Origin of the sequence: Robertmurraya sp. FSL W8-0741 (assembly GCF_038004005.1) — a bacterium.
In the GTDB taxonomy this organism is placed as follows: domain Bacteria; phylum Bacillota; class Bacilli; order Bacillales; family Cytobacillaceae; genus Robertmurraya; species Robertmurraya siralis.
The window spans coordinates 1,539,584-1,563,179 of the sequence record NZ_JBBOQG010000001.1; the positions used below are offsets into that span (position 1 = coordinate 1,539,584).

A 23,596-nucleotide genomic window follows, 5' to 3' on the forward strand; every position below is an offset into this window, starting at 1 on the left:
TTTTTCATGCATCTAAAAAAATCAAAGAATCGTAATTGGACTGAACAATCGTATAAAAGTATTATTAGTAATACTTACATCAATTTCAAGTTGGATAACATCCAAATTCAAGTTTAGGCAATCAGGGGAAGGGTGTCAATGTCTTTTTACAGTTATTATAGGACGAAATTACCAGTAGTGAATACTATGATTATATAGTAAAAGCAAGTCAATAATATAATAAGGTAAATAGTCGGGAGAAAGTGACTGCTGTCATTGACATTTCAATAGGTAGAGGTGTATTTTAAAATAAGTTTGTATTCTAGATAAAGCAGGGAAAGACTGTTATTATTTTTATGAAAGCTATGTTAGACGATGCCGCTTATTTTCACACTTTGTGAGAATACCCCCGCTTTTTTCGATGCAGTAAAAATGAGCTAGAACGATATAATTAAGCAAGGATGTCGTTAAACACAGTTTTTATGAAAGCAATTTCATATTGTTATGATTCATTTTATGATCTTATAGGAATGCAACAGTACATAAAGAGCCTTTTTATTGGAGGGGATTTTTTGGTTACGATACTTGAAACGGAACTAAAAAAAGGGATTGAACAAGCGATTAAGAAAGCCAAAAAAAGTTTGGCCCCCATATTAGTAAGTGAAGTTCAGAAAGTCGAACATATAGAACCGCTGTCTTTTTTTTCTGCTGGAAAAGACAAATTTTATGGTGAACGTTTTTTTTGGAAGGATCCGGAAGAACAAACGTATTTAATTGGTTTGGGAATTTGCAAGCAAATTCAAAATGAGCAATTATCCGACCGCTTCGAAGCAGTGGAAAAAGAGTGGGATGACCTTATAAAGGAAGCGATTGTTTTTAATGGTGATGGCAAAAGAGGGACAGGTCCGTTAGCGTTTGGGGGGTTTTCTTTCGATCCGCTGAAGGAGAAAACCTCATTATGGTCTCAATATAGCCATTCTTTATTTCACCTTCCGCAATTTTTATTAACGTTAGTAGACGGAGAGACATATTTAACGACGAATGTTGTATGTACGCAGTATGATGATATGACAGTTTGGAAAAAAGTCTTTAGTGATAGACAAACTATTCTTTCATTTGCTAGTTCCTCAGCAGCGTTGGAAATGGCACAGATTTTAAAGAAAGAGGAGGTTGTCAATCCTGATGAATGGAAGGATTCAGTCCAAAAACTAGTTGCGGATTTGAAGGCTGGACAACTAAAAAAGGTCGTCCTTGCAAGAGAACTACGATTATTCTTTAAAGATAAAGTAGCGGCTGATTTCGTTCTTCCACGTCTGTTAAAAGAACAAAGAGCAAGTTTTACTTTTGCATTAGAATCAAACGGTGATTGCTTTATCGGTGCTTCTCCTGAAAGATTGGTCAAAAAAGATAATGGCCAGTTATTTTCTACTTGTTTGGCGGGGTCAATTGCAAGGGGGAAGACGAAAGAAGAGGATGAGCACTTAGGTGAAACATTGCTAAGCGATGAGAAGAATTTAATTGAGCATCATTATGTGGTAGAAATGATTAAAGCAGCTATGGAAAAAGTATGTCAACAGATTGAACTTCCTACAAAGCCGACTCTTTTAAAAATGAGAGATATTCAACATTTATATACACCCATCGTTGGAGAGGCGTTAGAGGATAGCACATTATTGCAGGTGGTTGATTCGCTGCATCCGACTCCAGCATTAGGGGGCTTGCCTCAGAGAGAAGCGGTGGAAAAAATAAGAAAGATTGAGGCGTTGGATCGCGGCTTTTATGGTGCTCCGATTGGATGGCTCGATTATCAAGGAAATGGTGAATTTGCTGTTGCGCTTCGTTCTGCCCTTATACAAGGAAGCGAAGCCTCCCTATTTGCAGGTTGTGGAATTGTTGAGGATTCAGATGCCGAAAGTGAATATGCTGAAACAAACATTAAGTTTCGGCCGATGCTTTCCGCTCTTGGAGGTTTAGAAAATGAGTAATCAAGAAGCATTAACATCATATATAGCCGCTTTTGTCGCGGAATTGGTGCAAGCAGGTGTAACAGATGTTGTTGTTAGCCCCGGTTCTCGCTCCACGCCTATGGCAATGGTAATGGCTGAGCATCCTGAGCTTCAGGTTCATATCAATGTAGATGAACGTTCAGCAGCATTCTTTGCCCTTGGGATTGCGAAAGCATCAGGCAAAGCGGTAGGGTTATTGTGCACCTCTGGAACAGCTGCTGCAAACTACTACCCTGCAGTTGTGGAAGCATATTATTCACGTGTACCATTAGTCATTTTAACGGCGGATCGTCCTCATGAGCTAAGAGATGTTGGGGCACCGCAAGCCATTGATCAGATCCATTTGTATGGCAAGCACGTGAAATGGTTTGTGGAGATGGCAATCCCAGAAAAGACAGAGGAAATGCAAAGCTATGTTCGAAGCGTGTGCGCACGGGCAGCGGCAACGGCTACTTTAGCTCCAGCGGGTCCGGTGCATTTAAATTTTCCATTCAGGGAACCGTTAGTGCCGAACCTACAACAGGAAAATCTTTTCCACCTTGAAAAGCGCGGTGAAGGATATGTGACGATTCATCAAGGGATTCCAACTATGCAAAGGGAACTCATAGAACATTTTGGTGAGAAGTTAAAGAAATACGAAAAGGGAATCATTGTTTGTGGTTCTCTTGAAGAGAAGCGATTTATTGAAGCGGTTACTCGCTTTGCTGACCAGTTGCAATTTCCAATCATTGCTGATCCGCTTTCACAATTGCGAAGTGGACAGCATGATGGAATAAATATTATCGATACATACGATACATTTTTAAGAAACGAGGATGCAAAAAAAGCCCTCAAGCCTGACATTATTATTCGTTTTGGGGCGATGCCTGTTTCCAAAGCATTAACGATATTTTTGAACGAGAATAAGGACGCAGAACAATGGGTGATTGATAGCGGATCGGGTTATAGAGATCCCTCCTTATTGTCAACTTCAATGATTTACTGCAGTGAATCTGCTTTTTGTGATGATATCGCTGATTATGTTGGGAAGAAGAATTCAAGTACATTTCTCTTAAAATGGCGAGAGATAAACGTTTTTACAAAGGAAAACCTTTTAAGAATTAGAGAGCTTCCTCAGTTAAGTGAGGCAAAGCTTTTTCATCAGCTTTCAGAAGTCCTTCCTGAGGGAGCAACATTATTTGTTGGGAATAGCATGCCAATTCGTGATTTAGATTCATTCTTCCATTTTAATAAAAAATCAATTAAAATTATGGCCAATCGTGGGGCGAACGGAATTGATGGGACGGTCTCAACGGCTTTGGGGGCATCAACGGTTCTTGACCCACTATATCTTGTTGTTGGAGACTTGACCTTTTTTCATGACTTAAATGGGTTGATGGCAGCGAAACTTTATAATCTCAATATGAAAATTATTGTGATTAATAATAATGGCGGCGGGATTTTTTCTTTCCTACCTCAAGCCAATCACCGTAAAAATTTTGAGCGCTTGTTTGGAACTCCATTAGATTTAGATTTCAAACATGTTATTCATATGTACAATGGCTCATATGAGCTTGTTTCGGATTGGGAACATTTTACTTCCTCTTTCTTGCGAAATATGCAAAATAATGGATTATCAGTAATGGAAATGACGACAAATCGTGACACAAATTTAACAGAACATCGAGATTTGTGGAATTTTGTTTCCCGGGAAATAAGTCGTTTTTTGAAAGGTGACTTGTTATGAGACATGTAATAGACGGCGTTCGCTATAATGTCGAATCATATGGTAATGGATTCCCAGTCATTCTTCTTCATGGTTTTACTGGTGATAGCTCAAATTGGACTCCGTTTTTAGAGCGATGGGGAAAACAGTCGAAATTATTTATGGTCGACATTATTGGCCATGGCAAATCCGACTCTCCTGAAGAACTAGAACGGTATCATATGCTGTCAGTAGTTGATGATTTATTCCTGTTAATGGAGAAATTAAAAATTCAAAAAGCTGATTTTGTCGGGTATTCAATGGGGGGAAGGCTTGCGCTATCCTTTGCAGCTAAATACCCAACCAAGGTTAGAAAATTGGTACTGGAGAGTGCCTCTCCAGGATTGGAGTCTGATATTGAACGAAAACAAAGAATCGAACAGGACAAAAAACTTGCCGCCTTCATTGAAGAAAAAGGAGTGGCTGATTTTGTTGATTATTGGGAGAACATTCCTTTGTTTGCGAGTCAGAAACGTCTTCCAAATGAGAGTCAGAAGCAAATAAGAGAACAGCGGTTGCGCAATTCGACTCAAGGTTTAGTTAATAGTTTAAAAGGCATGGGTATTGGTTCACAGCCATCATGGTGGCAGGAGCTTTCTGAGCTTAAAGTCGATATGCTGCTCATTACCGGAGCATTGGATCAGAAATTTTGTCAAATTGCAAAAAAGATGCAAAATATCGTCAATCATGCTGAATGGATAACGGTTTCAGACTGTGGACATACAATTCATGTGGAGAATGCTGAAAAATTTGGTACAATAGTAGAAGGGTATTTGTCGAACACGGGAAGTTGAAAAACACCCTAAATTAAAAATCATGGCTCTGAAGCAAAAATGAACAGAGCACAAAATTTATATGACGGAGGTTGCTGTATGTCAGTAGAGTGGGTTGCAGGACGTCAGTATGATGAGATCATATATGAAACATACAATGGAATCGCGAAAATTACGATTAATCGTCCACACGTACATAATGCGTTTACACCAAAAACAGTATCGGAATTAATTGATGCGTTTGCTTATGCTCGTGATGATTCAAATGTCGGGGTGATTGTCTTAACAGGAGCAGGAGATAAGGCGTTCTGTTCAGGTGGGGACCAAAAGGTACGCGGCCATGGGGGGTATGTCGGAGACGACCAAATTCCTCGTCTTAACGTTCTTGATTTACAACGTTTAATTCGTGTTATTCCTAAACCAGTAATTGCGATGGTTAAGGGCTATGCGATTGGCGGCGGACATGTATTACATGTTGTTTGTGACTTGACCATTGCTGCAGATAATGCCGTGTTTGGTCAAACAGGGCCGAATGTTGGCAGCTTTGATGCTGGGTATGGATCCGGTTATTTGGCACGAATTGTCGGTCATAAAAAGGCACGCGAAATTTGGTATTTATGCCGTCAATACAATGCTCAGGAAGCATTAGACATGGGCCTTGTTAATACGGTTGTACCACTTGAGCAAGTGGAAGAAGAAACAATTAAATGGTGTGAAGAAATTCTAGAGAAAAGCCCAACGGCTCTTCGTTTCTTAAAAGCAGCGATGAATGCTGACACGGATGGACTTGCCGGTCTGCAACAGTTTGCTGGAGATGCTACACTTCTTTATTACACAACGGACGAAGCGAAGGAAGGCCGTGACTCCTTTAAAGAAAAGCGCAAACCTGATTTCGGTCAATTTCCTCGTTTCCCTTGATTCGAGAAAAGTTTTTTTGAAACAGCTTGATGAAGTCATCAGGCTGTTTACTTTTTATCAATTGCGGTGATAGAAGATGAACAATCAAATGATACCGAATCTGATTATAAAAAGAGCCTCTTTGACGCCGAATCGTGTAGCGATTCGATTTGAAGGACAAAACTACACGTATAAACAGTTGTACGAACTGTCTTATCGGAAGGCCGGATATTTACAAAAACTTGGAGTGAAAAAAGGGGATTATGTCGCTTGTCTTTTGAAGAACCATCTTGATACGGCAGTAGTCCTTGTTTCCTTACAATTAATAGGCGGGGTTGCTGTTCTTTTAAATAATCGCTTAACAGCGGAAGAACTTTTGTGGCAGCTCAGTGACTCAAAGACTGGTCTCCTTATCACAGAAAGAGACTTTGTTGAAAAAATTAGCGTGGTTTCGAGTCAACTAGATAGACTGACGCTTGTTTGGAAAGAGACAATCGATGCCGTCCCGTTTGAAGAGCCGGTCATTTTGGAAGAAATTGAATTGCAAGCGGTATGTACAGTTATGTATACCTCTGGTACAACAGGAAACCCAAAGGGCGTCTTGCAAACTTATGGCAATCATTGGTGGAGTGCGACGGGCTCTGCTCTTAATTTAGGTATTCATGAGGAGGATAGTTGGCTTTGTGCGGTTCCTTTATTTCATATTAGCGGCTATTCGATCTTAATGAGAAGTCTGATCTATGGGATGAAACTCGTTCTTCATGACACCTTTCAACCGGATAAAGTAATAAAAGTGATTAAGGATGAGAAGGTAACGATTATGTCTGTCGTTACGACGATGATGATAAGATTACTTGATTCCTTAGGGGAGGAAAAACTGCCCACAACGTTTCGGTGCATGCTTTTAGGAGGTGGACCTGCTCCGCTCTCAGTGCTTGAACAATGTGTTGAACGCAATATTCCCATCTATCAAACGTATGGTATGACCGAAACTTCTTCTCAAATTGTCACACTGGCTCCGGAGTACAGCATTGAGAAATTAGGTTCTGCTGGAAAACCGCTGTTTCCGTCACAATTGAAAATAATTGCTGCAGATGGCAGTGAGGCAGGTGCTTATCAATCTGGCGAAATAATCGTCAAAGGTCCTAATGTCACAAAGGGATACTTGCATCGTGAACACGAGCATGAGAAATATTTTCTAGATGGTTGGTTTAAAACGGGTGATATCGGTTATTTGGATAAGGACGGCTTTCTTTTCGTGCAGGATCGCCGCTCCGATCTTATTATTTCTGGTGGGGAAAATATCTATCCTGCGGAAATAGAAGGGGTTATTACATCTCATCCACAAATAGAGGATGCAGGTGTGATTGGTGTTGCTGATCCGAAATGGGGTCAAGTACCGGTGGCTTTTGTCTTGACGAAAGCAGATTTGACTGAAGAAGAGGTAAAGGAATATTGCAAAGGGAAGCTTGCTAACTATAAATTGCCTAAAAAAGTATATTTTGTTGAGCAAATTCCGCGAAATGCCTCAAGAAAATTGCTGAGAAGAGTTTTAAGAGAAATGTTATAAAGAATGGCTCGGAAAATTTCCATTCTTCAATGCAAGCGGAGATAGTGCCTCGTTTGTATGCACTTGTATTTTTGTGGCCTTTTCATCTAAAGGGAAATCTGACATTCTCAAGCTGTGATTTACCGCCGTCAAAGCGGTGTTAGGGCAAGTAAAAGTCCATATTTGTCCGAAATCCAAATCGTTATGGAGCTGGGACATAACTAGCTTCAAATAATGAGAAAGGTGAATTTGAGGGTACTCAAATTCACCTTTCTCTATTTTTGTGTGTTCATTTTTCTATTACCTTAGTTAATGGCCGTGAATTTTCTTAAATTCACGGCCATTAACGCGAGACCCATTTCGTTTTCTACCTTCGATTTTCCTCGTACAGAAAATCGAGTGAAACGCAAATTAGCCTTCAAGAATCCAAAAACTGGTTCCACATCGATTTTGCGTTTTCGATAGATGGCACCTGTTTTCTCTTCTGAAAGCTTCGCTCTCACATATTCTTTTTGCTGTTCCCATTTTTCGTTCACCATTAGTTTTCGATGGTTGCCTTCTTTTGCCTTGGTACATGATGAACGGAATGGACAGCCCGAACATTCTTCACATTCATAGACTTTAAATTCCCGTTTAAAGCCTGTTTTATCCGTACGTTCAGAGCGATATTTAAATAAAAGGCGTTTGTGATTTGGGCATGTGTATGTATCGCTTTCTTCATCATACTGCCAGTTGTCTGGATTAAACTTGTTTTGTTTATGTTTTTTCTTTTGTTCCTTCACATACATGTTATACGTTATTAGTGCTTCTCGGTTTCTGTTTGAAAGGATATCATTAAAGTTTTGTTCGCTGCCATAACCTGCATCTGCCACAATATGCTTCGGTAATTCGAAATAACCTTTCTCGATTTCATCTAGAAATGGAATTAACGTACGTGTATCTGTCGGATTTGAAAATATACTATACGCAAGTGTGTATTGACCTTCCGTTGCGATTTGTACATTATAACCTGCTTTCAATTGACCATTCTTCATATAATCATCTTTCATTCGCATGAATGTTGCATCAAGGTCTGTTTTCGAATAACTATTACGTGTACCCAAGATTTCAAAGTCCCGTTGATAGTTCTGTTTCCGTACAAGATAATCAGTTAACTGCTTACGCACTTGCTTTGGATATTTTCGTTCACTTCTTAATGCTTTTCTTTCTTCTACGCTCGATGATGCTTCTATTTTTTGGTCATATTCCGTAATGACTTCATCTACTTTTTCAATCATTTGATCGAGTTCTTCAAGTGATAATTGCTCATCACTTTCTCGTTCAATTTCAGGTAAGATCTCTTTTTCAAGTAACTCATTGTACAGTTGATTTGATTTTTCAATTAAGCTTTTGTGATATTTTTCAATCGACTTTTTCCACACGAATGTAAATTTATTCGCATTCGCTTCGATTTTGGTCCCATCAATGAAAATCGCTTCTTGATCGATTAGTTCTTCTTGTACAAGTTGACAACGGAATTGGACGAAACTTTGGCGAATGAGATCTTTCACTTGAGGTTGAACACGGAATCGGTTAATTGTTCGGTAGCTTGGTTCATATCCTTGAGCTAGCCACATCATACGGATACTATCTTTTAAAAGGGCTTCGATTTTACGACCAGAAAAGACAGACTGCGAATAAGCACATAAGATAATTTTTAACATCATGCGTGGATGATAAGCAGGGCACCCCTCATTTCGAAAAAATGGTTCAAGGGCTTCAGGTGGAATACTTTCCACTAAGTGATGTATATGGAAGGCAATATCATTTTTTTGTAACTTTACTTCTAAATCTAAAGGCAAAATTAATTGATTCATGTTATAATTTTTAAACATAAGGATCCTTCTTTCTGTATGATTTGGTTGTGGTGACTTAATTTTATCAGAAGAGGTCCTTATTTTTATACAAAAATGAATCAAAGCCAGTGAAATTTTACGTGTCGTAAAATTTCACTGGCTTTTTCATTTTAGAGATGGGTTTTGTCCCACCCTCATTTCGTTTCAATGAGTGCCGTTTCTAATGCTTTTAAGTTATCTTCCATAATTGAAAAGTACGTTTTGTTGTCTTTTATATTTTGCGCTGTCAAAACGGATAAATTGTGGAGATATAAGGGCTCTGCATTTAATTCTCCTTGGACAATTTCTGCTAATTTAGAGCTGACATTTTGTTCGAAAAAGATGTGTTTAAGCCCGTGCCTTTTTGCCATTGTAATAATTTCTTTCAGCTGCTTTTGCGTAGGTTCGTTTGAAGAAGACAAACCTGAGATGCTAATTTGCTTTATACCGTAGCGTTTTTCCCAATACCCATAGGCAGCATGAGCGGCAATGATTTCTTTATGTTCTGCTTTCTCGATTAACTGTTTAAATTGTTGATTTAATTCATCTAATTGGTTGGAAAGTACAGTATAATTTGCTTCGAGTTGCTCTTTATGGTCAGGAAGGTGTTGAATAAGCTCATCCTTAATTGTTTCTGCAAGCTCTTTCGCGAACAATGGATCAATCCACACATGAGGATCAATATCTCCGTGGTCATGACCATCATCATGTTGCTCTTGTTCATCGTCGGTATGTACTTCCTCTTTATCAAAGTGAATATGTTCACCGGCAGCCACTACATGAACATTTTCATTTTCTAATGTTTGTTTCGCTTTATTGACAAAGCCTTCTAATCCTAAACCGACATAAATAAAAAGGTCAGAGCGCGCTAATTCGATCATATCTTTTTGCGAAGGTTCATAAGTATGTTCATCGGCACCAGGTGGATAAATAGTATTGACCGTAACGAGTTCCTTTCCAATTTCTTCTGTGAAATATTGCAGCGGATATACCGTTGTATAAATATGGAGTTTTTCCCCTGCTGTTTCTTTATTTGTGTTATTGTCCTTTGACCCGCAGCCTGCTACAGCAAGGAGCAAAAGCAATATGAGTAAACTGATTTTAGCACGCATAACATGGCTCTCCTTATATAAAACTCTCTTGTTCTATGGTATTTTTTGTTGTCAGTCATTCATTTTAGCTGAATAACTGAAAATCTTAACATAATATAAACGAAATTATTCCGATTTAATAATTAGTATCAATCCGTAATCGTTCCGATTAACTATAGTATCTTATTATATCTATGATATAATTGCAAGAAAAAATTCCTTTTTTCCATGGAATTAGAGAACCTTCCAGCATAGCTGAAAGGAGCATTGAATCAAACATTGTTTTATCAATAATATTCCCCATAAAGGGATACTAGCAGGTTATTTACGCATAATTTCACGGTGTTGTAAGCAAAGGAGAGTCATGATGAAGCTATTAGATGAGATTCTTCAATACAATGAGGAATTTGTTAAGGAAAAGAAATATGAAGCCTACTCGACCACTAAATTTCCTAATAAACGAATGGTTATTGTTACCTGTATGGACACAAGATTAACCGAATTGCTTCCTAAAGCGTTAAATATAGGAAATGGTGACGTAAAGCTTGTGAAAAATGCTGGTGCACTCGTATCGCACCCATTCGGTAGCATTATGCGAAGCATTCTTGTCGCAGTATATCAGCTTCAGGCAGATGAGATATTAGTAATTGGTCATCATGATTGCGGAATGGCTGGGATGAAAGCGGGTCAAATGATTGATAACATGAAAGAGAGAGGGATTACAGAGGAGACGTTTGAGATGCTCACGTACTCTGGAATTAATGTGACAAAATGGCTTCAAGGCTTTCAAGATGTCAAAGAAAGTGTCTCTCATAGTGTAGAAATGATTAAAAAGCATCCTCTTTTGGCAGAAGATATTCCTGTCCATGGCCTTGTTATTCATCCTAACACAGGAAAACTTGACTTAGTGATTGATGGTTACAAGGAAAAGCTATGAGTTCGGCTTTTTTTTCTCAGGGACTAAGTCAACTCCACCAGGATGGAAAGGATGGCATTTTAAAATTCTTTTTATTGTTAACCAACCGCCTTTTATCGGTCCAAACCGACTTATCGCCTCGATTCCATAGTGGGAACAAGTAGGGTAAAATCGACAAGTAGGCGGTTTCAGCGGGGAGATCACAATTTGATAAAATCGAATGATGCCGATCATGATTTTTCTCAGCATTTCTTTTCGTCTCACTTTCCAATTAAATGAATAATCGTCTTAACTGTAACTCTTCAAAAAGATAACATAATATGATATATTAGTCTATGAACGAGTATTACAAATTAAATTGATAAACTTACTAGGGATTTCGTTAGAATGTTTTTAAATGAACTGGATAACGACTTTTAATAAATAAAGGAGTGAAGAAACATGCCATCAGTTGAAAGCTTCGAGCTCGATCATAATGCTGTGAAGGCACCTTATGTAAGACATTGTGGTGTTCATAAAGTAGGGACAGATGGAGTTGTCAATAAATTTGATATCCGCTTTTGCCAACCGAATAAGCAAGCGATGAAGCCGGATTCTATTCATACATTGGAACATTTATTAGCCTTTAATATCCGTGAGCATGCGGAGAAATATGAGCATTTTGACATTATTGATATTTCTCCAATGGGTTGTCAAACAGGTTATTATCTTGTTGTTAGCGGTGAACCAACTGTCGAGGAAATTATTGATTTGCTTGAAGATACAATGAGATCAGCAGTTGAAATTGTTGAAATTCCTGCAGCAAATGAAAAACAATGTGGGCAAGCGAAGCTTCACGATTTAGAAGGAGCAAAGCGCCTGATGCGTTTTTGGTTGGAACAGTCAAAGGAAGATTTAAAACAAGTATTTGCTTAAAAAATCGCTATGCCCGCCCAAAAAAATTGAGTTTGTTGCGCGGGTAAAAATAAAAAAGGCCGATTATTGCAATCGGCCTTTTCCCATTGCATTGTTGGGTAGAGAGAGGAGCATTATTGCTGCCTCGTCTATAGTGTTCCGGGCTTTACCTCTAGCACAAGTCACAAGTCGCCAAAAAACTGCTCCTTACCATAAGTCATCTGGGTCCGGACCGGTCATTATCGTTTGTCCAAAGACGAGCATGAACTACTAGCATTGCTGTTCTTATAGGATGGGTGATAGCAGTCGTGAGACAGATTCTTTGAAGCGAATGACAAGTGAGCGTTTTTGATAAATTTCATCGGTTAGCTCCCACGATAGCTTCATATCCTCTTCGAAGCTTTGTGTCAGCTCATGAGCAATATCATGATTATAAATGAAGGCGTTCACTTCAAAGTTTAGACGGAAGCTGCGCACATCAATATTAGCTGTACCGACAGAGGAGATCTCATTATCAACAATGATGGTCTTCGCATGAATGAATCCATTATCGTAAATGTAAATTTTTGCGCCAGCCTTGATCATTTCTCCGATGTAGGAGTATGTAGCCCAATAAACAAACATATGATCGGGTTTATTTGGGATCATGATTCGCACATCAATTCCTGATAAAGAAGCAATACGCAATGCATCAAGAAGGCTTGCATCAGGAATAAAATATGGTGTTTGAATCCATACAGCCTGCTTAGCAGAAGAAATCATTTTTATATAGCCATTTTTAATTTGCTCCCACTCAGAATCAGGCCCTGACGTTACGATTTGGATACCCACTTCTCCCGTAGAATTCAAAGTTGGAAAGAGGCTATCGGAATAATGAATATTATGGCGATGGGATGCTTGATTCCAGTCTAATATGAACCGGGTTTGAATGGCGTATACAGCATTGCCGACAATACGGAGGTGAGTATCTCGCCAATAGCCAAATCGCGGATTTTTCCCTAAATATTCATCTCCAATATTAAAGCCGCCCACATATCCAATTTTTCCATCAATAATGGCTAACTTGCGATGATTGCGAAAGTTCAGGCGTAGATTAATAAATTTTAATTTGGATGGAAAAAACGCTTCAACTTCCCCTCCAGCGTTTCGAAGCTCCTTGAAGAAACTCCTCGTCAAAGTTCTTGAACCAAGATCATCATATAAGATCCGGACTTTAATCCCTTCTTTAGCTTTGCGAATTAAAGCATTTAATAGTTTTTGACCAAGTTCATCCCGTTTAAGAATATAGTATTGCAAATGAATATGATCCTTAGCTGCGGCAATATCGTGAAACAATGCTTTAAATTTATCATGGCCATCTGTAAAAATTGCCACTTCGTTATTTTGAGACAGCAGTGCATCATTATTTCTCAAGTGCATTAAAATGAGGTCGTGATATTTTTTTTCAAGCTCATTGCGGTAGGAAAATTTATTGGTGCAAATTTCTAATAATTGATTGGAAATTAATTGGGCGATTCCTACCTTTTTTTGATCCTCCCATTGAAACATTTTTGAACGGGCAAGATTTCTGCCAAATAACAAGTATGTTACAAACCCTAGTCCAGGAATAAAAAATAAGACCAGTATCCAGGCCCAAGTCGCACCTGCATCCTTTCGTTCCAAGAAAATAACAATGGTTGCTAAAAACATGTTTAGAACAAAAATAAGTCCAACTAATATTGAAGTGATACTCATTATCGTTTTCCTCGCTTATTTATTTGATTGATCTGTGTCCCTATCCTGATTTAAGTGAGGATTATCTTCTAATGGATCGACAGAATGCTTATAAGAATAGGCTTTGCTAGTAGTTAATACGGATAGCAGCAGCACCACAAAAACAATAATGATGCAAATAATTAAAACGGTTAACATTCTCTCCCTCTCCTGACGTCATTATTCATATATTTTTTGCTATTGTAACAAAAATGACAAATTATATGGTCAAAGACTATTCTAACATGAATCGTCTCATCTTTTGTAAGTATTACGTTTTAGTGTGAAAATCTTGGGTATTATAGGAATGGGAGGTTGATAAAATGTCAAACAAATTAGTACAAGCTGTCAATAAGCAAGTAGCCAATTGGACCGTTCTTTATGTGAAACTCCATAACTATCATTGGTATATAAAAGGACGGCACTTTTTCACTTTACATGAAAAGTTTGAAGAGCTTTACAATGAAGCAAATCAACATATCGATGAGCTAGCAGAAAGGATTCTAGCACTTGAAGGGAATCCTGTTGCGACGATGGAGGACTGTTTAAAGATGGCCTCTGTCAAAGAAGCAACGGGCACTGAAAAGGAAGAAGAGATGGTAAGCACGATTACAACTGATTTTGAAACGATGGTCGATGAACTTCAGGAAGGAATTGAGTTAGCAGAGGAAGCGAATGATGAAGGAACTGCGGATATGCTAATTGCTATTAAACAAAGCTTGAAAAAGCATATTTGGATGTTTAAGGCTTTCTTGAGCTAAAAAATGAAAGAAGCTGGTTATTATGAACGGATGGTGGTGACCCCACAAAGTTAGAGTTTTTATTAAGCAGCTGATTGGCTGGTTTGAGTTTGCTATTGTATTGGACTTAAACCAGCCAATTTTACCTTTATCCGCTTATTATTGTAGTAATCTATGTACTCAACAATTTGTTTTTTTAGCTCTTCATAAGATGCTAATTCTTCTCCATAATACATCTCTTGCTTGAGAATCCCAAAGAAATTTTCCATTGCCGCATTATCCGCATATGTTGCTTTTCTTTGAGCTCGAATGCCAACGCTGTTTGTGGTTTTCGAGGGAGGCATTCGGATTTTCTTGAAAAGCTTTTAACTTTTTTAAATAGGCATTCTCTAAACGTAGAAGTTCATTTTCTCGTTCTAATCGTTTTTCACGAGATAACTCTTTTTCTTGTTTTGGTAATTTTGCTTTATGATTTTTAGACATAGAAGGCCGCCCTTTCATTTTTTTAAAATTTAAGTACTTCACTATACTTCGCCATACAAAAACACCCCAGAGGTTAGATTTTTAACTCTAACTTCTGGGGTGCAGTACCCTTTTTTAAAAAAAGTATGTATGCGCTTTTAATGTAGGTTTCGTGATTGCGGAGATGGTGCCCGCTGTTGGCCGTAGCTTTCCTGAGCAAATTTACCTTTTAAAGTTTCAATCATATATAACCCGATTAAGTCATAAAGCTCCTGTTTATCTAAATCTTTAATGATATTCATTAAATCGTCATATGTCATTTCTTCTAATAAAGCAAATGCGAGCATGTCAATATCTTCGTCATCTCCGGTCAATTTATCACGATAAAATTCAAAAATTTCGTCTATCAATTTCATAGGATCCACCCCCAATTTTTTATACAATACCCTAAATGGACGATAATTATTCCTATTATACATGAAAATAATGAGAAAAAGATGAGTAAAGGCTTAGAAAAAAACGAATGCTAGTAAGAAAATACAAGTATTTATGGCATGGATCGATAGTGACAATATAAAGCAGACAAAAACTGCAGTTCAAAATGAAAAAAGGAGGATTTGTAATGAGTCAAGAGAAAAAGACGTATTATATTACTGTAGGAACTGGCGAAATCACAAAAAGTCGGACCGATTCCGCATGGAATTTTAAAATAGAAGCAACAGATGATGAAATTATTCAACTTCGTGAACTGTTTGATCAAAATTATTCAATGGAATGGCAAAATTTTTTTCGCGCCCATGTACCATATGTACAATATCATCATGATCGTGAAAATGATCAATACGATGATACAATCGTTCAAGTATATCAAATGATCTATAATTTAGGCGATGCTGAGGCGAAGCAGCATATTGAATCAATGGGAATTATTACTGATCTGTAAATCTGCCAGCGTTTAAACTCTTTTAGAACGAACTTTCTTCAGCAGCAAATGTTATAATAATGGTACGAATGTTACATAAGAAGAGTGTGCTTCATCAGGAAAGAATTCTTTCCGGGAGTATTGGAGGATTTATGGATACGTTTAAAGATTTTTTCGGTGCTACTGTTCGTCTAGCTTTTAAAAAAAATTCATTTAGCGAAGCACCAAGACATGTACTCGTTATTTGCGAATATCAGAATGAATGGCTTTTAACGAAGCATCCCGTACGTGGCTTAGAATTCCCTGGAGGCAAGGTTGAACCTGGCGAATCAATAGAAGAGGCCGCAAAAAGAGAAGTATACGAAGAAACAGGCGCTAAACTCGAGTCACTGCAATTGATTGGGGAATATGAAATAGAAAATGACACGGAAACCTTCGTAAAAGCGATTTTTTATGGCAAGATCAGTCACCTGGAAAAAAGGCCCCATTTTCATGAAACAGAAGGTCCAGCACTGATTAACGGAAATATTCTGGAAGAACGTTTTAACGACGCCTACAGCTTTATTATGAAGGATTCAGTGATTGAAAAAAGCCTGCTTTTTATCGGAAAGCTAAAAAACAGGTAATGGATATCATGCAGCTCCAGATAGTCGTGTTTAAACGCTGAAGCAATATGCATCAGCGTGAAAATTTGGTCTGGAATGAGCGAGATGTGTGAAAGTGTAGTCCGAATGGGCGGTCTATTCGAGTGAAAATTGCGAAGGCTCTAAGAGGTGTATTCGAGTGAAAGGTGAAAATGTTCAACCCAAAATAAGTTTCTATTCGACTGGAACGAGTGAAGTGTGTAAGGATGTAGTCCGAATACGAGGTCTATTCGATTAATAGCGCCAGTATAAAACAAACTACCGGAACAAATGTCATTTTTTCTGCCCCGACTGAACAGAGGACAGCAGTTCTAGAAATTTTGCAAAAGCAGACCACTGAAAACTTTTTCAGTGGTCTGTTTTTAATTATGTTTTATGAGCTTTTTTTCAAGCAGTTCCACCAGTTGATACATAATAGTGGCGAATACTGCGATGACAAGCAGGGAGAGCAAGACGAGAGTAAAATTAAATACTTGAAAGCCATAAATGATCAAATAGCCTAATCCTCTTTGGGAAACGAGGAATTCTCCGACAATGACACCAACCCATGATAATCCCACATTTACTTTTAAAGTGGAGATAATGGTTGGGAACGAGGCAGGAAGGATCGCTTCTTTGAATGATTGGAATCGATTTGCGCCGAATGTTTGTAAAACCTTTAAATAATTGGCATCTACTTCTCTGAAAGAAGTGTATACAACAATGGTTGTGATGATGACGGAGATAATGGCGCCCATGGCGATAATCGAAGTCATACTAGGACCTAGGGCTACGATTAAAATGGGGCCTAAAGCAACCTTAGGCATTGAATTTAAGATGACGAGGTACGGGTCCAATACTTTGGAAAGAAATGGCGACCACCAAAGAATTGCAGCGAGAATGGTACCGAGCAGAGTTCCAAGGATAAAACCAAAGACGGTTTCGGTTAAAGTATAGCCTAGATCCATAAACAGTGAACCGTCCATAACTTTATTGATAAAGAGGCTCCATACTTTCGAAGGTGCACTAAAAATAAGTGGATCAATCCATTGTTTTTGGCTAAAAAGTTCCCAACCAGCGAAAAAGACGACGAAGATAACAAGCTGATAAAAGCGAACCCAACGATTCTCACGTTTTAAGGACTGGATATACTTTTTATGGAGGAGCTCTGTTTTATTGTTCAGGTTCAATTTGCTCCAACTCCTTCCATATCTTTTGAAAAATTTCAGGATATTTTTCATGGTTTCTTGCATGAAATGGTGTCAATGCTCGTAATTGCTCAGGAATCGTAAATGTTTGATAGATTTGACCTGGCCTAGGGGAGAAAAGGTAGATACGGTCGCTCATGGCAATTGCTTCTCCAATATCATGGGTAACTAAAATGGCTGTTTTTCCAAAGGATTTGAGTGTGTTCGATACGAGATCTTCAAGACGGAGCTTCGTTTGGTAATCCAGTGCTGAAAAAGGTTCATCGAGCAATAACAGCTTTGGCTCTGTTGCGAGTGTTCTGACGAGGGCTGCTCTTTGCCGCATTCCCCCTGATAATTGTGAGGGATACTGTTTTTCAACTCCTTCTAAACCTATCTGTTTGAGGAGTGCAATCGTAGCCTGTTTTTTCTCTCGGGTTAGCAAGTTATTTAACCTTAATCCCAAAAGAATATTTTCTTCAATTGTTTTCCAGGGAAATAAATAATCCTGCTGTAGCATATAACCAATCTGATGATGAGCCTTTTCAAGCGTTTGATTTTCCAATGTTACTTTGCCTTCGGTTGGTTTCAGTAACCCTGCAATAATGGAAAGCAATGTCGTTTTACCGCACCCGCTAGGACCGAGAAAGGAGATAAATTCCCCCTCCTCCACCTCTAGCGAGATATTGGAGAGGGCCGTTGTTGCAGAGCTTTTGCTAAAGTAAGTATGATGTATTTCATCGATCTTTAAGAATCCCATTTAACTTGCGGCCTCCTCATTAAAAAGCTGTTTTAGAGATTAAGAATCTTACTTTACTATTTTATTACGATACTGAATGAAGGGTAACGGCCATTTCGTCAAGACAATTGCTACAAATAATATCTATTCCATGACACTCTCAGCGATGTCTGTGTTAACTAAGCTACTGTAATCGATGCGCTCAGGTAGTTCTCCAGCTTCGTCCATAATATTTTGCAAATTGTTCCATTCGTCTTCATCAAGAACTGGATCGACTGCGAAGGAATCTTGCCCCTTGTAACGTTCTACGACCATTTCAATAATGTCTAGATCAGTATCAGCAAAATGCGGTTGGATAACTTCTGCTACTTCTTGTGGGCTATTTTCTTCTACCCATTTTTGCGCTTTATAAATCGCTCTCGTAAATTTTTCAACCAATTCTTTGTTTTCTTCAATATAGCTTTGTTTAGCCATATAGCTTGTGTATGGAACATGGCCTGATTCTTCACCGAAGGAGGCAACAATATAGCCTCGACCCTCTTGTTCAAACACGCTTGCCTGAGGCTCGAACAATTGAACAAAATCTCCAGTTCCAGAAGCAAATGCGCTTGAAATATTAGCAAAATCAATATTTTGAATAAGCTCTAGGTCAGCATGAGGATCGATATCATGTTTTTTCAACACGAATTCGCCAACCATTTGCGGCATGCCCCCTTTTCGTTGACCAAGAAAAGTCACACCTTTAAGCTGATCCCAAGAGAAATTATCGACTTTTTCTCGAGATACAAGGAAGGTTCCATCTGTTTGAGTAAGCTGAGCAAAATTGATCACTTGATCACTGGCTCCTTGGGCGGCAACATATATGGAGGTTTCAGAACCAACAAGACCAATATCAGCACCGTCTGATAAAAGGGCAGTCATTACTTTATCTCCGCCAGGGGTAAGAGTTAGTTCTATATTTAATCCCTCTTCCTCAAAAAACCCTTTTTCAATTGCTACATATTGGGGGGCATAAAATATCGAATGCGTCACTTCAGCAACACGAATGGTTTGAACCTCTTCATTATTACAAGCAGCTAGAGCTATAATAAGAATAGCTGTTAAAAGACTAGCGCAACTTATCTTGAACCACTTTTTCATGTTTTGACCTCCTTAGGTGGAATCATTTGAAATTGTAATTAACAATCTATATGAAAGGTTTATAAGCCTAACATATCGTATGAAATGATAAAAAATGTGTGAATGCCTAGACAAAAATGACGAACTATTTTTAGGAGTTGAACATATGCAATGGGATGACGGTCAAATTATTACGAAACAAAAATTTCCTTCACCTAATCCACAGGTTGATCTCTATACGGTTACATACATGTCAGATGGTTTTAAAGTGAAAGGATTGCTAGCTGAACCGAAGGAAGGAGGAAAGTACGGAGGGTTCCTCTATTTGCGCGGGGGGATCAAAAATGTTGGTAAAGTACGTCCAAGCAGGATCGTCCAATTTGCAGTAGAAGGCTTTATCGTTTTTGCCCCTTTCTACAGAGGAAATCAGGGGGGAGAAGGGAATGAAGATTTTGCGGGCGATGATCGCAAGGACGCATTCTCCGCATTTAAATTGCTTCAAGCTCACCCAAGAGTGGACAAGATCCATGTATTTGGCTTTTCTAGAGGAGGAGTGATGGCCCTTTTCACCGGAATTACCTTTCCAAACGTGGCTTCTGTAGTGACTTGGGGCGGAGTAAGCGATATGTTTCTTACCTACGTGGAAAGAAAAGATCTGCGGAGAATGATGAAAAGAGTAATTGGAGGGACACCGAGTAAATATCCTGAACGCTACCAATATCGAACGCCATTATTTCAACTGGAATGCTTGGAAGCCCCTATTCTCATTATCCATGGGGCCAGGGATAAAAATGTATCCGTCGAACATGCTTATCGACTTGAAACAAGATTAAAAGAACTAAATAAGAGGGTGGAGAGCTGGTATTTTACTGAATACACCCATTATTTCCCTCCACTAGTTAATCGCCAAATTGTTGAAGATTTGACGAAATGGATGAAAAAGCAAGAGTGAAAATGGTAAGATAAAAATACATATAAGTCTTATTAAGAATTAAGTTCTACATGGCAAAGGAGAGAAAACGATGGGTATGCCTTTGGAATTAAATACAATGATTGTGACGAAAGGAAACGAAATGCGTGTAAGGGAGAATCTTTTTACGCTGGTAAAGGAAGGGTTTCGACTTTATCCAGTAGAAATTCCGATTGAAGTGAGAAGAACAATGGAAGGTGATTTAATTGGAATTGCCAAAATAAAAAAAGTGGAATGGGAAAATAATGAAACGACGTTGCATTATCAACTGATTGCTTTAAATTCTACAAATTAAAAAATCGCTTTTTTCGTTGCGGATATCTCTTATAAAGAGTCTTGCACATGCAACTAAAGTTTAATTCGTCAAATGAGGTTCTATCAGAGGTTGTTCTGTTTTCCGGAATTGTAGGGTGAAATTCCGGAATTAATGCAATTTTTCCGGAATTACATCTGCTTTTTCCGGAATTAAGCAGAAAAATTCCGGAATTAATCACGATTTTTCCGGAATTAAACAGAAAAATTCCGGAATTAATCACGATTTTTCCGGAATTCACCTTCGTTTAAGTAGTGCACACGATTTTTTGTTTGTTGTTATTACATTTGATAAAAAAAGCTCCTCTGTTGGAGAAGCTTTTAGGTCACAAAATTAGTAGTGATTAAGAAAGTGGTCCGCCCTGTTCACGAATAGATGCGGGTACATCTGTGAATTTTTCAAAGTTTTTCTTGAATTTTTCTGCTAATTCTTTCGCTTTGTTTTCATAAGCAGTTTGATCAGTCCATGTTTTATGCGGCAGCAATACTTCATCTGGTACACCGGGAACGTGAAGAGGGATATTTAAGCCAAAGAAATGGTCTTTTACTGTTTCGACATTGTTTAACTCCCCTTCAAGGGCTGCGTGAACCATAGCCCTTGTATAGCTTAGCTTCATTCGGCTGCCCACACCGTATTCTCCGCCAGTCCACCCTGTGTTAACAAGATACACTTGAGCGTTATGCTCATCGATTTTTTCGCCGAGCATTTCTGCATAACGAGTGGCTGGCAATGGAAGAAATGGGGAACCAAAGCAGGTAGAGAACGTCGCTTCTGGAGATGTAACTCCTCGTTCTGTTCCAGCCAGTTTAGAAGTATAGCCGCTTAGAAAATGATACATTGCTTGTTCTTTTGTTAATTTTGCGATTGGTGGTAGCACCCCAAATGCATCAGCAGTTAAAAAGACGATTGCATTCGGATGGCCGGCGATGCTCGGATCAACAATATTGTCAATAGCCTGAATTGGATAAGCCGCACGGGTGTTTTCCGTTAATGAGCCATCATCATAGTCAGCTACTCGAGTTTCTGGATTAAGAATGACATTTTCTAACACTGAACCGAACCGAATGGCTTCGAAAATTTGCGGTTCTTTTTTATAAGAAAGATTAATGCACTTTGCGTAACATCCACCCTCAATGTTAAAAACGCCATTTGCTGACCAGCCGTGTTCATCATCTCCAATGAGACGGCGATGCGGATCAGCGGATAAAGTTGTTTTGCCAGTACCAGAGAGGCCAAAAAATAAGGCGACGTCTCCTTCTTGCCCTACATTGGCAGAACAATGCATAGGCAAAATGCCGTTTTCAGGAAGTAAATAATTCATAATAGAAAAGATCGATTTTTTGATTTCACCTGCATATTCTGTTCCACCTATTAATACAGTTTTACGCTCAAATGATATAATAATAAAGGTTTCAGATTTTGTTCCGTCAACAGTCGGATTTGCTTTGAAATCTGGAGCTGAAATGACAGTAAATTGAGCTTGATGAGTGTCTAATTCATCTTTCGTTGGTCGAATAAATAATTGATGGGCAAATAGATTGTGCCAAGCGTATTCATTAATCACTTGAATCGGAAGCTGCGAATTTTTATCGGCACCAGCAAAGCCTTTAAAAACAAATACTTCATCCTTCTTTTTCAAATAATTAAGCACTTTTGTATAAAGAGAGTCAAACGAATCTTCGGAAATCGCCTGGTTGATCGGGCCCCAGTCAATTTTATCTTTTGAAGAACGTTCTTCCACGATGTATTTATCTTTAGGGGAACGTCCAGTATAGGTTCCAGTAGTAGCACATATGGCACCGGTAGAAGTAAGAACTCCTTCATTTCGACGCAAAACTTTTTCGACTAATTGGGGAACAGATAGCTGGATATGAACATTATTTTGTTGTAACAATTCATTTAGTTCATTAGAAAGGCTAACTGAATTCATCTGATGAATACCTTCTTTCAATATAGTTTAAAAATGTAATTCTCGAAAGCGATATCATAATACGATTAGTATAACACATTTATCTCATTAGTCTATACTAATTCGCGGAAAATGCCACTGAACAACTAAAAAGTTTCAATTGTTTAAGGAAAATTACTAGAGTGCTTTTTGCAAAACGATGATCATAATCTATTCAGTCTTCAACAGGAAGGGAATGGAAAAGTTGAAAATTGAGGCATTATATGATGGAAATTGTGCGTTATGCTTGAGAACAAAGACTATGTTACGAAAAATGGATTTATTTAAAAAAGTCACTTGGCTTTCTTTACAAGAGTTTGAGGAAATTCATAAGGATGGTAGATTTACAGCAAAGGATTTGAGAAGTGAGCTTCATATTCTTCTTCCAAATCAACGAGTGCTTAAGGGGTTTAAAGCTATAAGAAGACTTTTACTTATCAGCCCGTATACATTTATCGTTGCATGTATATTATATTTGCCTTTTCTGCATTTAATAGGAGATCCTATTTACAAGTGGATTGCCCGAAATCGGCATTTATTTTTCAAGCAAAAATGTGATGATGGAAGTTGCTCCTTATAGGGAGCATTCCTATGAAAAAGAAAAAAATAAAAGAATTATTCCATAGCTGTTGACACATATGCACTCGTTCGTTATGATCTACACTTGAACGGATACTCTCTTATCCCGAGTAGGTGGAGGGACAGGCCCTATGAAACCCAGCAACCGGTTATTATGTTCAAGATTCTGTTTGAATCCTTGAAAGTTTTGATAGCAATGGTGCTAACCTGAAGCAAGGATGAAGTCCTTGAACGATAAGAGTGAAAGGCGAGAATTGTTTACGTACTCCTTTCCTCTTCTTAGGAAAGGTTTTTTTGTGTTTAGTGCAAGAGGCTTATCATCCAACATAATTTAGCGTTTCTAAAAAAAGATCCTCTAGTTTGCCGGGTGATGACTGCAAGGAGAGCTCCTTAGAAATATAAGCTGCATTAAATTTGTGGTGAAGGCGCCTTGTACTTTTCAATATTGTAAACAATTGAATGAGTTTCAAGATGGCAGAACGATTATTCGTTCGCAGCATAATATGAAATGAGTTCTTC

The 23,596-nt window shown here is 38.4% G+C and carries 24 protein-coding genes, 1 pseudogene and 1 riboswitch; of the genes and pseudogenes, 13 read left to right on the forward strand and 12 right to left on the reverse strand.

All coding sequences use genetic code 11. The annotated features are described in order from the left end of the window. Window positions 1-551 precede the first annotated feature (551 nt). From NST02_RS07465 to NST02_RS07485, 5 genes are all read left to right on the forward strand, one after another. Complete coding sequence (locus tag NST02_RS07465; RefSeq protein ID WP_235879572.1) at window positions 552-1,964, forward strand: isochorismate synthase; 1,413 nt, start codon at window positions 552-554, stop codon at window positions 1,962-1,964. Beyond that, window positions 1,957-3,711 (forward strand): 2-succinyl-5-enolpyruvyl-6-hydroxy-3-cyclohexene-1-carboxylic-acid synthase, encoded by a 1,755-nt coding sequence (gene menD / locus NST02_RS07470; RefSeq protein WP_095312609.1) that lies wholly within the window; start codon window positions 1,957-1,959, stop codon window positions 3,709-3,711. Before NST02_RS07465 ends, menD begins: the two co-directional genes overlap by 8 nt. After that, window positions 3,708-4,523, forward strand: a complete 816-nt coding sequence (gene menH / locus NST02_RS07475) for a 2-succinyl-6-hydroxy-2,4-cyclohexadiene-1-carboxylate synthase (protein WP_095312612.1) — start codon at window positions 3,708-3,710, stop codon at window positions 4,521-4,523. The genes menD and menH overlap by 4 nt, the downstream gene beginning before the upstream one ends. Window positions 4,524-4,601: 78 nt before the next feature. Continuing rightward, on the forward strand, window positions 4,602-5,420 hold the full coding sequence (gene menB / locus NST02_RS07480) for a 1,4-dihydroxy-2-naphthoyl-CoA synthase (RefSeq protein WP_095312641.1): 819 nt from the start codon (window positions 4,602-4,604) through the stop codon (window positions 5,418-5,420). Window positions 5,421-5,496: 76 nt separating this feature from the next. Further along, the gene (locus NST02_RS07485) at window positions 5,497-6,969 is read left to right on the forward strand and encodes an o-succinylbenzoate--CoA ligase (protein ID WP_095312648.1); all 1,473 of its coding nucleotides are present in this window, start codon (window positions 5,497-5,499) and stop codon (window positions 6,967-6,969) included. A gap of 284 nt (window positions 6,970-7,253) precedes the next feature. Here the strand turns inward: NST02_RS07485 and NST02_RS07490 are convergent, their stop codons facing one another. Together NST02_RS07490 and NST02_RS07495 are read right to left on the reverse strand one after the other, a co-directional pair. Then, window positions 7,254-8,822 carry an IS1182 family transposase gene (locus NST02_RS07490; protein WP_137744929.1) on the reverse strand — a complete coding sequence of 523 codons (1,569 nt, stop codon included), beginning with the start codon at window positions 8,820-8,822 and terminating at the stop codon, window positions 7,254-7,256. A 155-nt stretch (window positions 8,823-8,977) separates the two neighbouring features. Further along, the gene (locus tag NST02_RS07495) at window positions 8,978-9,934 is read right to left on the reverse strand and encodes a metal ABC transporter solute-binding protein, Zn/Mn family (protein ID WP_095312650.1); all 957 of its coding nucleotides are present in this window, start codon (window positions 9,932-9,934) and stop codon (window positions 8,978-8,980) included. A gap of 346 nt (window positions 9,935-10,280) precedes the next feature. Here NST02_RS07495 and NST02_RS07500 point away from each other — a divergent pair, with 346 nt between their 5' ends. Next, window positions 10,281-10,850, forward strand: coding sequence for a beta-class carbonic anhydrase (locus NST02_RS07500; RefSeq protein ID WP_095312652.1), 570 nt, complete (start codon window positions 10,281-10,283; stop codon window positions 10,848-10,850). Here the strand turns inward: NST02_RS07500 and yidD are convergent. Continuing rightward, window positions 10,845-11,078, reverse strand: a complete 234-nt coding sequence (yidD, locus tag NST02_RS07505; RefSeq protein ID WP_095312654.1) for a membrane protein insertion efficiency factor YidD — start codon at window positions 11,076-11,078, stop codon at window positions 10,845-10,847. The genes NST02_RS07500 and yidD overlap by 6 nt on opposite strands. Before the next feature lie 192 nt (window positions 11,079-11,270). Here yidD and NST02_RS07510 point away from each other — a divergent pair, with 192 nt between their 5' ends. After that, window positions 11,271-11,744 (forward strand): S-ribosylhomocysteine lyase, encoded by a 474-nt coding sequence (locus NST02_RS07510; RefSeq protein WP_095312657.1) that lies wholly within the window; start codon window positions 11,271-11,273, stop codon window positions 11,742-11,744. A 264-nt stretch (window positions 11,745-12,008) separates the two neighbouring features. Here the strand turns inward: NST02_RS07510 and cls are convergent, their stop codons facing one another. Together cls and ytzI are read right to left on the reverse strand one after the other, a co-directional pair. Then, entirely contained in the window at window positions 12,009-13,457 is a 1,449-nt protein-coding gene (gene cls / locus NST02_RS07515) for a cardiolipin synthase (RefSeq protein ID WP_095312659.1), read from the reverse strand. 15 nt (window positions 13,458-13,472) lie between these two features. After that, window positions 13,473-13,634, reverse strand: coding sequence for a YtzI protein (ytzI, locus tag NST02_RS07520; protein ID WP_095312662.1), 162 nt, complete (start codon window positions 13,632-13,634; stop codon window positions 13,473-13,475). Window positions 13,635-13,798: 164 nt separating this feature from the next. Between ytzI and NST02_RS07525 the strand changes: the two genes are divergently transcribed. Continuing rightward, the gene (locus NST02_RS07525) at window positions 13,799-14,236 is read left to right on the forward strand and encodes a Dps family protein (RefSeq protein WP_212933084.1); all 438 of its coding nucleotides are present in this window, start codon (window positions 13,799-13,801) and stop codon (window positions 14,234-14,236) included. Window positions 14,237-14,328: 92 nt separating this feature from the next. On the opposite strand, the pseudogene NST02_RS07530 reads toward NST02_RS07525, so the two are convergent. From NST02_RS07530 to NST02_RS07540, 3 genes and pseudogenes are all read right to left on the reverse strand, one after another. Then, a pseudogene (locus tag NST02_RS07530) lies at window positions 14,329-14,514 on the reverse strand (IS3 family transposase); the annotation flags it as partial. Further along, window positions 14,492-14,698 carry a hypothetical protein gene (locus NST02_RS07535; protein ID WP_212933085.1) on the reverse strand — a complete coding sequence of 69 codons (207 nt, stop codon included), beginning with the start codon at window positions 14,696-14,698 and terminating at the stop codon, window positions 14,492-14,494. The gene NST02_RS07535 and the pseudogene NST02_RS07530, both read right to left, overlap by 23 nt. A gap of 137 nt (window positions 14,699-14,835) precedes the next feature. Then, on the reverse strand, window positions 14,836-15,093 hold the full coding sequence (locus NST02_RS07540; protein ID WP_095312671.1) for a DUF6154 family protein: 258 nt from the start codon (window positions 15,091-15,093) through the stop codon (window positions 14,836-14,838). A gap of 206 nt (window positions 15,094-15,299) precedes the next feature. Between NST02_RS07540 and NST02_RS07545 the strand changes: the two genes are divergently transcribed. Both NST02_RS07545 and ytkD read left to right on the forward strand, forming a co-directional pair. Further along, on the forward strand, window positions 15,300-15,620 hold the full coding sequence (locus tag NST02_RS07545; RefSeq protein ID WP_095312672.1) for a hydrolase: 321 nt from the start codon (window positions 15,300-15,302) through the stop codon (window positions 15,618-15,620). A 131-nt stretch (window positions 15,621-15,751) separates the two neighbouring features. Then, window positions 15,752-16,225, forward strand: coding sequence for an RNA deprotection pyrophosphohydrolase (gene ytkD / locus NST02_RS07550; RefSeq protein WP_095312674.1), 474 nt, complete (start codon window positions 15,752-15,754; stop codon window positions 16,223-16,225). Window positions 16,226-16,605: 380 nt separating this feature from the next. On the opposite strand, the gene NST02_RS07555 is transcribed toward ytkD, so the two are convergent. The 3 genes from NST02_RS07555 to NST02_RS07565 all read right to left on the reverse strand — a co-directional run bounded on the left by NST02_RS07555 (window position 16,606) and on the right by NST02_RS07565 (window position 19,288). Beyond that, window positions 16,606-17,412, reverse strand: coding sequence for an ABC transporter permease (locus NST02_RS07555; RefSeq protein WP_212933086.1), 807 nt, complete (start codon window positions 17,410-17,412; stop codon window positions 16,606-16,608). Beyond that, a complete protein-coding gene (locus tag NST02_RS07560) occupies window positions 17,396-18,169 on the reverse strand; it encodes an ABC transporter ATP-binding protein (protein WP_095312678.1) in 774 nt (257 codons plus the stop codon). Before NST02_RS07560 ends, NST02_RS07555 begins: the two co-directional genes overlap by 17 nt. A 123-nt stretch (window positions 18,170-18,292) precedes the next feature. Beyond that, window positions 18,293-19,288, reverse strand: coding sequence for an ABC transporter substrate-binding protein (locus tag NST02_RS07565; protein WP_340948603.1), 996 nt, complete (start codon window positions 19,286-19,288; stop codon window positions 18,293-18,295). Window positions 19,289-19,433: 145 nt separating this feature from the next. Here NST02_RS07565 and NST02_RS07570 point away from each other — a divergent pair, with 145 nt between their 5' ends. Together NST02_RS07570 and NST02_RS07575 are read left to right on the forward strand one after the other, a co-directional pair. Then, entirely contained in the window at window positions 19,434-20,219 is a 786-nt protein-coding gene (locus NST02_RS07570) for an alpha/beta hydrolase family protein (protein ID WP_137744758.1), read from the forward strand. A 70-nt stretch (window positions 20,220-20,289) separates the two neighbouring features. Beyond that, window positions 20,290-20,532: a DUF2584 domain-containing protein gene (locus NST02_RS07575; protein ID WP_095312681.1), complete on the forward strand. Its 243-nt coding sequence runs from the start codon at window positions 20,290-20,292 to the stop codon at window positions 20,530-20,532. A gap of 361 nt (window positions 20,533-20,893) precedes the next feature. On the opposite strand, the gene pckA is transcribed toward NST02_RS07575, so the two are convergent. After that, window positions 20,894-22,480 carry a phosphoenolpyruvate carboxykinase (ATP) gene (gene pckA / locus NST02_RS07580; protein ID WP_095312682.1) on the reverse strand — a complete coding sequence of 529 codons (1,587 nt, stop codon included), beginning with the start codon at window positions 22,478-22,480 and terminating at the stop codon, window positions 20,894-20,896. Between the two features lie 214 nt (window positions 22,481-22,694). Here pckA and NST02_RS07585 point away from each other — a divergent pair, with 214 nt between their 5' ends. Continuing rightward, window positions 22,695-23,078 (forward strand): thiol-disulfide oxidoreductase DCC family protein, encoded by a 384-nt coding sequence (locus NST02_RS07585; RefSeq protein ID WP_235879573.1) that lies wholly within the window; start codon window positions 22,695-22,697, stop codon window positions 23,076-23,078. Between the two features lie 97 nt (window positions 23,079-23,175). Then, window positions 23,176-23,318, forward strand: a riboswitch (SAM riboswitch). Window positions 23,319-23,596: the final 278 nt, after the last annotated feature.